9 protein-coding genes are annotated in these 13056 nt (G+C 64.5%); 6 read left to right on the top strand and 3 right to left on the bottom strand.

Annotation, left to right across the window (positions count from 1 at the left end; genetic code table 11):
* Positions 1-225 precede the first annotated feature (225 nt).
* The 5 genes from E8K79_RS06610 to cobO are packed head-to-tail and all read left to right on the top strand — an operon-like array spanning position 226 to position 4650.
* Positions 226-681 (top strand): FixH family protein, encoded by a 456-nt coding sequence (locus tag E8K79_RS06610; protein WP_136514059.1) that lies wholly within the window; start codon positions 226-228, stop codon positions 679-681.
* An 11-nt stretch (positions 682-692) separates the two neighbouring features.
* Positions 693-3098 (top strand): heavy metal translocating P-type ATPase, encoded by a 2406-nt coding sequence (locus E8K79_RS06605; protein WP_136514058.1) that lies wholly within the window; start codon positions 693-695, stop codon positions 3096-3098.
* Entirely contained in the window at positions 3091-3327 is a 237-nt protein-coding gene (ccoS, locus tag E8K79_RS06600; RefSeq protein WP_136514057.1) for a cbb3-type cytochrome oxidase assembly protein CcoS, read from the top strand. Before E8K79_RS06605 ends, ccoS begins: the two co-directional genes overlap by 8 nt.
* Positions 3328-3365: 38 nt before the next feature.
* Positions 3366-4040, top strand: a complete 675-nt coding sequence (locus E8K79_RS06595; protein WP_135872340.1) for a sulfite exporter TauE/SafE family protein — start codon at positions 3366-3368, stop codon at positions 4038-4040.
* 28 nt (positions 4041-4068) lie between these two features.
* Positions 4069-4650 carry a cob(I)yrinic acid a,c-diamide adenosyltransferase gene (cobO, locus tag E8K79_RS06590; protein WP_136514056.1) on the top strand — a complete coding sequence of 194 codons (582 nt, stop codon included), beginning with the start codon at positions 4069-4071 and terminating at the stop codon, positions 4648-4650.
* 11 nt (positions 4651-4661) lie between these two features.
* On the opposite strand, the gene E8K79_RS06585 is transcribed toward cobO, so the two are convergent.
* Together E8K79_RS06585 and E8K79_RS06580 are read right to left on the bottom strand one after the other, a co-directional pair.
* Positions 4662-5633 carry a diguanylate cyclase gene (locus E8K79_RS06585; RefSeq protein ID WP_136514055.1) on the bottom strand — a complete coding sequence of 324 codons (972 nt, stop codon included), beginning with the start codon at positions 5631-5633 and terminating at the stop codon, positions 4662-4664.
* A complete protein-coding gene (locus E8K79_RS06580) occupies positions 5630-9295 on the bottom strand; it encodes a PAS domain S-box protein (protein WP_136514054.1) in 3666 nt (1221 codons plus the stop codon). Before E8K79_RS06580 ends, E8K79_RS06585 begins: the two co-directional genes overlap by 4 nt.
* A 228-nt stretch (positions 9296-9523) precedes the next feature.
* Between E8K79_RS06580 and E8K79_RS06575 the strand changes: the two genes are divergently transcribed.
* Positions 9524-10807 (top strand): 4Fe-4S dicluster domain-containing protein, encoded by a 1284-nt coding sequence (locus E8K79_RS06575; protein ID WP_136514053.1) that lies wholly within the window; start codon positions 9524-9526, stop codon positions 10805-10807.
* On the opposite strand, the gene E8K79_RS06570 is transcribed toward E8K79_RS06575, so the two are convergent.
* Positions 10804-12993 (bottom strand): tetratricopeptide repeat protein, encoded by a 2190-nt coding sequence (locus E8K79_RS06570; protein ID WP_136514052.1) that lies wholly within the window; start codon positions 12991-12993, stop codon positions 10804-10806. The two genes, E8K79_RS06575 and E8K79_RS06570, sit on opposite strands and share 4 nt — an antisense overlap.
* Positions 12994-13056: the final 63 nt, after the last annotated feature.

Here is a 13056-nt window from a genome sequence, read left to right as displayed (position 1 = left end):
CCTTATCAGCAGGTGCTGGCAGGGAAGACCAAGGCAAATCCCCCCTGTCCCCCCTTCGCAAAGGGGGGAACGTTAGGGCCAGTGCGGTGCTTCGTAGGGACACACATGGCCGGACTTCTTCGATGCCGGACTTCTTCGATGAACTAGCGCGCCCCTCACCATCCAGGCCTTCGCCCATCGTAGGGCTCCGGCCTGCAGGCGGAGAGGGAAAAAACGAGGGAAATAATGCAGAAGACAGTAAACCTATCCCCCTGCCGCTGGCAGCTCTCCATCATGCTCATGATCGCCGTCTTTCTCCTGGGCATGGCGGGCACCATGCTCATGTCCATGCAACACGGAGCGGGGGTGACCGATGCAAAGTACTACGAAAACGGCCTGAACTACGACCGGACCAAAAGCGGCGCGCGAAACCCCGGCCTTCGCTGGAGCATGTCGGCCTCCCTCGCCGGACGCGACCTGCAGGTGCGGGTCCACGACGAGAAGGGAGCGCCGATAACGGGCGGGGCGCTGCAGTTCCGTAGCGAAGCCGCCGGTAACCCGGCGGTGCTGTCACTCAACGAGGCTGCCCCGGGCGTCTTCGTCTCCCCCTGGCCCGCCACGGGAAAGGCGGAGCTTCGGGGGCTCCTCGTCTTCACCAAGGGTGAGGCTAGCGCGAGCCGGAAGGTCGTGTTCTTCAATTGAGAGGAGTCTTCGTGCCCTGTTTTCATTGCGGCGGCGACATACCACCGGGGATGCTGGTCGAGGAGCGCAGCGGTGACACCGTGCTCCCCTTCTGCTGCCACGGCTGCCACGGCGCCTACCTGCTGATCAGCGGCTCCGGGCTCTCCGATTACTACCGCCGCCGGCAGTGGCAGGAAACGGGGCTCATCCCGAAGGCCTTCAAGGGGGGCTTTCGCGACAGCTACCTCGCCGGCTTCGTCCGGGAGTCGGCCGAAGGGAGCGCCATCGACATCATCGTCGACGGCATCCGCTGCGCTTCCTGCGTCTGGCTCATAGAAAAGATCATCGGCGCGCTCCCCGGCGTCGTCGAGGCGCGCGTCAACTACGCCACCGGCCGGGCCCGCGTGCTGTTCGACCCCGGCATCACCTCTCCCGCCGCCATCTTCAACCGCATCGACCAGATCGGCTATGCGCCCCGTCCCTACACCGAGAGCGAGGTGCGCGAGATGGCAAGGCGCGAGCAGAAGGACCTCCTGATCCGCTTCGGGACCGCCTGCTTCCTCAGCATGCAGCTCATGGCCTACGCCTTCGCCCTGTACGCCGGCTACTTCCAGGGGATCGAGCCGCAGATGAAGGGGTACCTGCAGCTCTTCTCGCTCGTAGTGACCGCACCGGTCGTTTTCTACTGCGGCTGGCCCTTCTTAAAAGGCGCCTGGCGCGGCCTCGCCAACGGCGCCCCCAACATGGAACTTCTCATCGCCCTGGGCGCCCTCTCCTCCTTCGGCTACAGCGTCTATGCGACCTTTTCCGGCGGCGAGGTCTACTACGAGACCGCGGCCATGATAGTCACCCTCATCCTCGCCGGGAGGCTGCTGGAAAACGGCGCCAAGCGGCGTGCCTCCGGGGGTATCGCGAGGCTCCTGGAACTCTCCTCAGGGCAGGCGCAGCGTTTCGCGGGAGAGACGCTCGAGACGGTGGACCCTTCCGAACTCCAACCCGGCGACCTCATCCTCGTCGCCCCCGGGGAGCGCTTTCCCGTCGACGGCAGGATTGAGGAGGGAGCAAGCGACGTCGACGAGTCCGCCGCCACCGGCGAGCCGCTCCCCCAGCTTAAGAAAAAGGGGGACGAGGTGATCGCCGGGAGTACCAACCTCTCCGGCGCGTTGCGGGTGACCTGCCTGCGCGAGGCGGGGGAGAGTTTCATCGCGCGGATCGCGCACCTGGTCGAGGAAGCGCAGAGCCGGCGCGCCCCGATCCAGGGGATAGCCGACCGGGTCGCCACCTACTTCGTCCCCGCCGTACTGACCCTCGCGGTCGCCACCTTCTGCCTGCACTACTGGGAGGGAAGGGCCCTTGGTGCCAGCCTCATGATCGCCCTCGCCGTCCTGGTCATCGCCTGTCCCTGTGCCCTGGGCCTCGCCACCCCGACCGCGATCCTCGCCGGCACCGGCGCCGCCGCTTCCTTCGGCGTCATCTTCAAGGGTGGGGACATCCTCGAGCGCTTAAGCCGTATCACCATCGCCGTCTTCGACAAGACCGGGACCCTCACCCAGGGCGCCCCGATGCTGGTCGACATCCAGCCGGTGCCGGGGGTGAAGCCCAAGGAGGTGCTCGCCCTCGCCGCGGCCGTCGAGCGGGGCTCGCTGCACCCGGTGGCCCACGCGATCAGGGCCTACGCCGATCGGCACGAAATCGACTACCCGACCGGCACCGAAATAGTGACCCTGGCGGGAGCCGGGATCAAAGGGCGCGTGGCGGGTGAGACGGTGGCGCTAGGCAGCGTCACCTTCCTCGAGCGTCTCGGCGTCACCGGGATCCCGGACGGGGTCGAGTCCCCCGAGGGGGGCATGGTGGTGGGCGTCGCGCGCAAGGGGCACTACGCAGGGACGCTCATCTTCAAGGACCGGATACGCGACGACGCGCCGGGGCTCGTCTCGTACTTCCGGCGCCAGGGGATCGACACCCTCCTTTTGAGCGGAGACCGCCAGGAGTGCACCGACAAGGTTGCCCGGGGCGCGGGGGTAGCGCTCGGCCTCGGCGGGCTTTCGCCATCGGACAAGGCGCGGGAGATCGAGAAACTGAAGGGCGCGGGAGCGACCGTGCTCATGGTGGGTGACGGCATCAACGACGCCCCCGCCCTCTCCGCCTCGGACGTCGGCTGCGCCGTGGCCGGCGGGACCGACATCGCCATGGAGACCTCGGACTTAGTACTCGCGAAGGCGGACCTGGACCGGTTGGCGCTCGCGCACCGGATGGCCCGGCGCACCATGAAGGTGGTACGGCAGAACCTCGCCTGGGCCTTTCTCTACAACGTGATCGGGATCCCCCTCGCCATGACCGGGCAGCTCACCCCGGTGTACGCCGCGGCCGCCATGGCGTTAAGCTCGGTCTGCGTCGTGGGGAACTCACTGAGACTTTTGCGGGTGCCGCATGACTAGCTCGCTTATCGCGCTCATCCTGCTATCCTTCTGCCTTGGTTGCGGCTGCTGGCTCTTCTTTCTCTGGGGGGTGCACCGGGGGGAGTTCAACGACATGGAGCGCCCGAAACACAGGATGCTCGACGACGAGGCGCCTCTGCCGGATCGAGAAAAGACCGGCGCGGCGGAGCCTCCTTCCGACGGCCGCGACGACAGCGCTTCAGCGCATGACCCGCAAAGCTGGCAGTAGCCCCACCATCCCATTGACACAGCGCACAGGAGACCGAAATGCTACAGATCTGGTTGGCCTTCCTCGCAGGACTCGCCGGGAGCTTCCACTGCATCGGAATGTGCGGCGGCATCGTCGCCGCCATCTCCCTGAAAGACAGCAGTAACGCCTTCGCGGCGCGCCTTAGGTCGCAGCTCTTCTACAACACGGGGCGCATCGCCACCTACACCGTCCTGGGCGCCGTCGCCGGCCTGATCGGCTCGTCCCTCGACCTCATGTCCATGAAAGTGGTCTTCCGCTGGTTCATGGTCGGGGCGAACCTCATGGTGATCATGGTGGGGCTCTCCTCGGCGCTCGGGCTGAACGTCCTCAACCTCTCTACCCTGGAGGGGACCGGCGCGCGCTTCCTGACTGCGCCCTTGAAGCGCCTCTTGGCCGCCAACTCCCCCCTCGCCTCGCTGCCGCTTGGCCTCGTGCTCGGCTTTCTACCCTGCGGCCTTGTCTACGCGCCGCTTCTGGCCGCGGCCGGTACCGGGAGCCCGGTGATCGGAGCCGCCACCATGGCCGCCATGGGGCTTGGCACCGTTCCCGTGCTCCTTGCCTTCGGCACCGCCTCGAGCGCCGTCTCGGGTGCGCTCAAAAACGCCATGCTACGGGCGGCAGGTCTCGCCATCGCCCTTATGGGGGTTGCGGGGCTTTGGCGCGTCCTCGGCAAGATGGCCGCACATCATTGATTAATGGAAGACTTGTGGAGGCAACGTCATGAAGAAACAGGGAAGTCCGCCGCTCAAGATAGACCGACTGGTACCGAAGGTGAGGAAGGGGTTGACCGTGGTGATCACCGGCCACGGCAAGGGGAAGACCACGGCTGCGCTCGGCATGGCGCTGCGGGCGCTCGGGCACGGGATGCGGGTCTGCATCATCCAGTTCATGAAAGGGGATCTTTACGCCGGGGAGTGGGACGGGGTGAAACTTCTGGGAGACAGGGTGGAACTGCACGCGACCGGCAAGGGGTTCTGCGGCATCCAGGGGAACCCGTACCCGAAGAGCGAGCACCGCGCCAACGCCCAGGACGCGATCCAGCTCACCCGGGAGAAGATGGCGTCGGGCCTTTTCGACATGGTCATCCTCGATGAGATCAACAACGCCCTGCAACTGAAGCTCATCGATCTCGAGCAGGTGCTTGAGATCCTCGAGGCGAAGCCCCCCCTCATGCACCTCGTGCTGACCGGCCGCGACGCCCACCCCTTACTGATCGAGCTGGCGGACACGGTAAGCGAGGTGGTCGAGGTGAAGCACGCCTACCGCAAGGAGATCGAACCGCAGCCCGGGGTGGACTACTGAGGACGTCGCATCTAGTCGTCCGCTTCGGCCGCCGCGACGGTGACGCGGTTACGCCCCTCCGCCTTTGAGCGGTAAAGCGCCTGGTCCGCGCGTCCCAGGAACCACTCCATCGTATTCGCCCGCTCGACGAGCGTCCCCGCCACCCCGGCACTGAGCGTCACCACGTGGTGTTCGGAATGCCCGTGCGGCAGCGCCTGTGATAAAAGCGCGAGCCTCAGCCGCTCCGCCATGTGCCCGGCGAGTTCGGCGCTCGTGTCCGGGAGGATGACGGTGAATTCCTCCCCCCCGTAGCGCGACACCACCTCTCCCGCCCTCTTGAAGGTATCCCGCAAAATTTCCCCCATGAGTTGCAGGCACTTGTCCCCGGCCATGTGGCCGTACAGGTCGTTGAACCTCTTGAAGTGGTCGATGTCGCACAGGATGAGGGAGAGGTTGCGGCTGTTGCGCATGGCGCGCTGCACCTCGGACTGCAGCACCTCGTCGAAATGGCGCCGGTTGGAGACGCCGGTGAGCCCGTCCTTGCGCGCGAGAACGTCAAGGGTGCGGTTCTTCTCCTCGAGCTCGCGGGTGAGCCGCTCAAGAAGATCGCCCCGGTGCTTCAGCTCCAGATGGTTGCGCACCCGGGCCTGGACGATGTGCGGGCGGATCGGCTTGGTGAGGTAATCGATTGCGCCGAGCTCCAGCCCGCGCGCCTCGTCCTCGTCGTTCCCCATCGCCGTAACGAACACCACCGGGATCCGGGCCGTCGCCCGGTCCTGTTTCAACAGCGAGCAGACCTCGTACCCGTCCATGTCCGGCATCATGATGTCCAAAAGGACCAGGTCGGGATGCTGCTCCTGCACCATCCGGATGCCGTCCGCGCCGCTCTTGGCGAAGAGGACGTCGTAGTTGTCCTTGAGGATCTTGTACAGGATCTCGATGTTCGCGGCGGTGTCGTCCACGATCAGGATCTTGTGCCTCTTCATCTGGCTTCTAAGGTTCATAGCGTGATCTCCAGCTCTTCCATAATTTCCTTCAGGACCGCGCCTGCGTCCCCGAAATCGAGCATCTGCAGCGTTTGGTCCAGACGTTGCGCAAGTTCCCCGGAGAGAAGCGGGCGCATCTCCTCCCAAACCGCGAGCGCGCTCATGTTCTGGCTCTGCAGCAGGCGGTCCAGGGTCCGGGAGAGCGCCGCCATCTGTTCCAGGTCGTCGCAGGCGATCTTCACGTTACTTCTTTCCGCACCGTGAATACCCCACTGCTCCTCGAGCTGCCGGATGGCATCGAGCACCTCGGTGAGCTTTTCCGCAAAGCTCTCCAGGGTCTGGTGCACAAGCGAAGCGTCCTCGCCGCGCAGCGCAATCTCGAGGGAGGCAGCTGCGCTCCCGAGCCTGGTGGCGCCCAGGTTCCCCGCGCTCCCCTTCACCGTGTGAATCAGGCGCCGGGCGAGCTTCAGATCCGCGACCGAGGCCGCCGCCCCGATCTCCTCGACCATCGCCGCGTTCTCCTTGCGGAAACTCACCAGCAGCTTTTTCAAAAGCCGACCATCCCCGATGCGCTCCATGGCCCGCTTCAGGTCCAGCCCGGGCATCTGCTCGGGGATGTCGCCCTCCTCCTGGAAATCCGGCACGGCTGCCGCCTTCTCGATGACGCGCGGCTCCGCCCCCACCCAGCGCCCGAGGGTGGCGAAAAAGGCCGGGATGTTGATCGGCTTGTCCACCTGGTCGTTCATCCCGGCGTCGCGGCAGAGCTGGCGCTCCCTCGGCAGGGCGCCCGCCGTCATGGCGATGATGGGGAGCGTGGCAAGCGCCGGGTCAAGCCTCATGCGCCGGGCTGCCTCGAGCCCATCCATGACCGGCATGTGCACGTCCATGAGGACGGCGTGGTACGAGGCACCGGCGGCATGGACCATGGCAAGCGCCTCGGCCCCGTTACCCGCCACCTCGACCTGCACGCCTCCGCGCTCGAGGATGAGCCGCGCCACCTCCTGGTTGATCCGATTGTCCTCCACCAGCAAAACCCGCACCCCGGACAGGTCCCGCGGCTCCCCTTCGGTCACATGCGGCGGCGGTACTGGGTCCTGCCCCGCATCCTTCAGGCCGAAGCGGGCGACGAAGCTGAAGGTGCTGCCGCGCCCAGGCTCGCTGTCGACCCACATCCGGCCGCCCATGAGCTGCACCAACTCTCGGCAGATGGCGAGGCCGAGCCCGGTCCCGCCGTACCTGCGCGTGGTGGAGCTGTCCGCCTGGCTGAACGGGAGAAAGAGCGCCTCGCGCTGCTTTTCGTCCATGCCGATGCCGGTATCGGAAACGGCGAAGCGCACCGTCGCCTCCCCGTCCTCTAGGGCTACGAGGGCCGCCTCCACCTCGATGCTCCCCTTTTCGGTGAATTTGACCGCGTTCCCGGTCAGGTTCAGGAGCACCTGCCCCAGACGGATCGGGTCCCCAACCAGCAGTTCCGGGATGTCGCCGGCGGCGACCTTGAAGGCGACCTCCTTTTCACCCAGGATGGCCGACGCCACGTTTTCCAGGTCGCCCAGCACCTGTTCCAGCCGGAACGGGATGTGCTCCAGCTCCATCTTGCCGGCCTCGATCTTGGAGAAGTCGAGGATGTCGTCGATCACCCTGAGGAGCACCCCCGACGCGCTCTGCGCCTTCTCCAGGAATTCCTTCTGCTGCGCGGAGAGCTCGGTCTGCTGCAAGAGGTAGAGCATCCCGAGGGCCGCGTTCATCGGGGTCCTGATCTCGTGGCTCATGTTGGCCAGGAACTCGCTCTTCGCCCGGGTGGCGCTCTCGGCCGCCTCGGTGGCGCGGTGCAACTCCTCTTCGGCCCGTTTTCGCTCGGTGATGTCGAAGAAGGTCACCACCCCGCCCACCGGCTCTCCATCCTGCAGTTGGGGGAAGGACCAGTATTCCACCGCGAAGCTCGTACCGTCGGCACGCCAGAAGTACTCCTTGTCGTCATGCACCCCTTTGTTCCCGCGCAGCACCTGGTAGACCGGGCACTGCTGGACCGGGTTGGGCGATCCGTCGGGGCAGCTGTGGTGGATCAGCAGGTGCATGTTCTTCCCGAGGAGCTCGTCCGCGTTGTCGTAGCCCAAAAGCCTTGCGCAGGCACGGTTGGCGAAGGTGCAGTTGCCAAGGAGGTCGATGCCGAAGATCGCCTCCGCCGTCGACTCCAGCAATAGCCTTATGCGCTCGTCGCTGCGGATCAGAGCCTCCTGGGCCCGCTTTCTCTCGGTTATATCCTCCTTCACCGCCACGAGGTTGCTTATCTCCCCCGACGCATCCTTCACCGGTGAGATCGACGCGCTCTCCCAGTAAAGGTCGCCATTTTTGCGCTTGTTGCGCATCTCCCCGCGCCAGACCTGGCCTGAAAGCACGGTCTGCCACATCTGCGCGTAGAATTCGCGGGGGTGCCACCCCGATTTGACCAACCTCGGGGTCTGCCCGAGCGCCTCCGAGGCGAGGTATCCGGTCACCTTGGTGAAGTGAGGGTTCACGTAACGGATGATCCCCTCGCGGTCGGTCACCAGCACGGTCACGGGCGCCTGGTCGATGGCGAGCTGGAACTCACGCGCCGCATCCTTTTGCCGACGCAGTTCCTCGATCATCCGGTTGAAGGCGTGCGCGAGGTTCCCTATCTCGTCCCCGGTGTGGATTGCCACAGGCTCCAGGTCCCGCTCCTGTTCGGTAATCCCTTCGACGTGGCGAATGAAGGTGAGAAGTGGCGCCGTGAGCCGTCTCATAAGGAAGAGCGAGACAAAGATGCTAGCCGCAACGGCGCTGGTAAGCCCAAGGAAAAGAAGGAACTTCGCATTTCGTGCCGGGGCGTACGCCTCCGCCAGCGGGTAGTTGGCGCCGAGGATCCAGCCGGTGCTCTTCAGCCGCTTGAACGAGCTCACCGAGGCGAGACCGCAGGAGTTGACGTTCTCCCCGGCCCCCTCGAACCCGGCGATGGCGCGGTCTAGCAGCAGATTGGTGCCGACCTGGACGTCCCGCTTTAAGATCCGCCCCTGGTCCGGATGCACGATGATGTAGCGGTCGCGGTTGAACAGGTAGAAGTAACCGTTCTTGCCGACGCGCGCGTGCGCGAGCTTGCCGAGGAAGTTGTCCTTGTAAAGGTCGACCGCTCCGCCTAGCATCCCTATGACGGCGCCGTCGGAGTCGAGCACCGGAACGATCAGGGCGACGGTAGGGTGCCGGTGCGCCTGGGTCGAGATGAAAGGCTCGGAGATAACGGTCTGTTTTGTGCGCGCGGCATTCCGGTAATAGTCACGGAAGGAGTAATCCCTGCCGATGAGACCGGGCTCCAGCGGGGTCATCGCGAGGAGCCGGCCGCCGGAATCGAAGAGGAATATGCCGCTGTCGAATAGGGCGAGGGTGTCAGGACGCTGCTGCAGGAACCGCTGCGCCGCGGCAGCATCGGTGAAAAGCCGCGGCGGAACCGTCCGCGTCAGCGCCTCGAGTTGTACGGCCGCACTGCGTATCTTGCCGTCGATCTCCTCGGCCATGGAGGAGACCATGGAGAACTGCTGCTCCGAAACGGTCGACTCGTACTGTTCCTGCAGAAACCATGACGCGCATAGGGTCATGAAGGAGAGCACCAGCACCACCAGCAGCGACACCATCATGCTCATTTTCGTTGTGAGGCTCAGGTTTTTCATCTCAGGCGGCGGGCTCCTTGTGACGGCGGCACGGCGGTCCGCGCCCCGGTTGGCGGTGCCGGGGCAAAGACGCAGGCGCTTATGCTACTCATCGGCGGGCACGGGAAGAGCTTTAATTAGATAGGGGTTTTCGAACCGGCAGTGGGAGAAGTCCCGAGACCGTCGTTGCCGACGTTTCTGAGAGTGTTAAAATGAGGCGTTTTCTCTTTTCATACCGGAGATGCCGCCATGACCAAGCGCGTGACACTGGACGGCTACCATCGCCTGATGCGGCGGGTGAACCTGTTCCCGCAGGGCGCGCCCGATTCGGAGCTCCTGCACAGGATCTTCTCGATACTGTGCAGCGAGGAGGAGGCTTTTTTGATGAGCCGGCTCCCGCTCCGCCCGTTCACGGCGGCGAAGGCTGGGCGGATCCTGGGCCTTTCCACCGAGGCGGCGCGCACCCGTCTGGAGCGGCTCGCGGCGCGATCGCTGCTTTTGGACATCCAGCGGGAGGACAGGACGGTCTACTTTCTACCTCCCCCAATGGCGGGGTTCTTCGAGTTTTCGCTGATGCGGCTGCGCCCGGAACTGGACCAGAAGGGGCTTGCCGGCCTTTTCTTTAATTACATAAACGTCGAGGACGCCTTCATCCGCGACCTCTTCGCCGGTGGGGAGACTTCGCTTGGCAGGGTGATGGTGAACGAGGAGGCGATCCCCGAGGAGAAGGCGTGCCAGGTGCTCGATTACGAACGGGCAAGCGAGGTGATCAAGAGCGCGAGCCACATCGCGGTGGGACTTTGCTACTGCCGCCACAAGATGCTCCAGTTGGAACGGGCCTGCCAAGCGCCGCTGGACATCTGCATGACGCTGAACCTCGCGGCAGAATCGCTGATCAGGCACGGGGCGGCACGGGAGGTGGACCGGGCCGAGGGGCTCGACCTTCTGCAAAAGGCCCGCGACCTAAACCTCGTGCAGTGCGCGGACAACGTGCAGCGTCAGGTGAACTTCATCTGCCACTGCTGCGCCTGCTGCTGCGAGGCGATGATCGCCACGCGCAGGCTCGCCATCCCGAACGCCATGTACAGCACGAACTTCGTGCAGTCCACCGACGCGGCGCGCTGCACCGGCTGCGGGAGGTGCGCGGCGGCCTGTCCGGTAGGGGGCATCAGCATGGAGGCAGAGGGTGAAGCAGGAAGAACGGCCCGCGTGGCAAAGGAACTCTGCCTCGGGTGCGGGGTATGCGTGCGCAGCTGCCCTGCGGGCGCCGTCTCCCTGGAGCCTCGGGAAAGGCGCATCCTCACTCCCGTCAACACCGCGCACCGGCTGGTCCTCATGGCCATCGAGCGCGGCAAGCTGCAAAACCTAATCTTCGACAACCAGGCGTTTTTCAGCCACCGCTCCATGGCGGCGCTTTTGGGCGCCATCCTGAGGCTCCCCCCGGTGAAAAGGCTAATGGCGAGCAAGCAGCTTAAGAGCCGGTACCTGGAGCGGCTCTTAAGTGAGGTCGAAGTCGACCGCTTCTCCGACTAGCGCTGCATCGTCTGCAGGAACTGAAGGGTCTTCGCTTCCAGTAGCGCCGCTTCCTGGTTCTGGGGAGCGACCCGGCGCGCCTGCTTGAACTGCTCCAGCGCCTTGTCGATCTGCCTGAGCGCCGCATAGGCTCGCCCCATGTCGAGGTACGCCGGGACGTAACTCGGGTCCAGCCGCACCACCTCCTGATAGCAGCCGATAGCCTTTTCCATCTCCTTCTTGTGGTAGTAAGCGCCCGCCAGCCGGTACCGTGCAAAGGCATATCCGGGATTTTGACCCGCGATCTCCTGGTACATCCTGATCGCCCCGTCGAGGTCCCCGGCCGCCTCCGTGATGGCGGCGAGGTTCACGCGCGGCTCCAGCGCGGCAGGGTCCAGACGTCCTGCCTCCAGCACGTGCTGCCTCGCCTCCTCGAGATTCCCCTGCTGCAGCAGAGCACCTGCCAGGTTGTTCTGAGCGACCATGTTGGCACCGTCAAGCTCGACAGCCTTTTTGAAACAGGCGGTCGCCTCCACCAGCGCCCCCTTTTTCTGCAGGGCGGCACCCAGGTTACTAAGGGCGACGACGTAGTTCGGGTTGGCGGCAACAGAGAGGCGATACTGCTCGATTGCGGCATCCAACGCCCCCATCTTCTCGTACACCGTGGCAAGGACATTGTGGGCCTCAAAACTCTCCGGAGCGAGCCTGACCGCGTTGGATCCGGCGGCTAAGGCCTCGTTCACCCTGTTTTCCTTAAGAAGCGCACGAGCGAGGTTGTTTTGTGGGCGCCATTTATTAGGGGATTTGGCCGCATTGTCACTCCAAAGGGTGACACTGTCCCCCCATACGCCGTTTCGCTGCCAGGTCGTGACGGTCAGCGCCAGCACTACGAAAGCGGCAACGGCAACGCGCGTCGAGGAAGCGGTTTTCTCGAAAGCAATGGCGAAAACGGAGGCGAAGGCCAGGAATGCACCGAAACTGGGCAGGTAGAGCCGGTGCTCGAAGATGACGTCGGTGATCGGAATGAGGCTCGACTCAACGCTGAGGGTCAGGAAAAACCAGAGTATGCCGAAACCGATGAGTCGGAAGTACGCTCCCCTCCCCTTCTCTTCTCCCGCGTCCCCGGCCTGGGGCGCAGATAACCGGTACAGGTACAGTGCCAGGGCGAAGAGAAGTGCCAGCACGAGAAAGGAGAGGAATACCGGCGGAGTGAGGAAGGTGCTGTATATCGGGAAATCGTAGTCCACGTTCTGGGCGATCGGCAAGACCAGGAGCCTCAGATAGGTGACGATCACGCTGAACTGGGTTAGCAGGTAGTCCAGGCGGGACAGTTGCTGGGTCTCCCTGGTGGCGCGGGAGATGTCGGAGATGAGCTCCCCGATCGGGCGCTCCGCAGTGGCAACGACCACCGCGACTGCCGCGATGCAAAGGACGGACGCAGCCATAAGCAGGTAGCGTTTTTTCATCCCCTTGCCGAAGAAGGAGAAATCGTAGAGCAAAAGCGCCAAGGGAAGCGTGGCGGCGATCTCCTTGGTGGCGAAGGCAGCGAGTGCGGCAAGCAGAGCGAGCAGGAAGAAACCTACGCCACATGCCGGGAGGGTGTTGTCGCTTTCCTCCTGCATCACCCTCCCCTTCGCGTAGCAAAGAAGAGCGGCAAGGTAGAAAAGGGTGGCAAGCGATGCCAGGCGCTGCACCACGTAGGTCACCGCCTGGGTCTGGACCGGGTGCGCCACGAAGAGCAGGGCGGCCAAAAGCGGTATCGCCGCGGCGGCCGAACGCGGCAGCGACTTGACGCGGAAAAAAGGGGTCGCGAGGGTGACCCGGCAAAGAGCGTACACGACCCAGCCGCAGGCGACGTGGATAGCAAGGTTGACCGCGTGATAGCCGGCCGGTTCGAGCGCCGAGAAATGGTAGTTGAGGGCGAGGGTGAGGTACCCCAAAAAGCGCCGCGGGTTGTAGGCAAATCCGTCCCCGGAGAGAAACCTCCCGACATCCCTGATCACCTGGTTGTCGATGATGGAAGTCTGGTCGTCGAAGACGAAGGGGACCCCGAAGGTGTTCGCGTACCCTGCCAGCGCAACCAGGAGGATGAGGATGATGTGCAGTGGCACCTTGTCCAGCCATTGTCCCCGGCTGGGAGCGTTTGAAGCGGTCGGTGTGGAGGGGACTGCAGGGGTCTTTGCTGCTGCGGAAGCCTTTTTTGCCATATCACGTCTCGCCTTCGCGGAAGAATAGCCGCGGAAAGCGGCCGGTGCGGGGAGTGACACGGG

The organism is Geomonas edaphica (genome assembly GCF_004917075.1).
Taxonomy (GTDB): domain Bacteria; phylum Desulfobacterota; class Desulfuromonadia; order Geobacterales; family Geobacteraceae; genus Geomonas; species Geomonas edaphica.
Note: the sequence above shows the minus strand (reverse complement) of the source record. Positions and strands in the feature narration are given on the sequence as shown.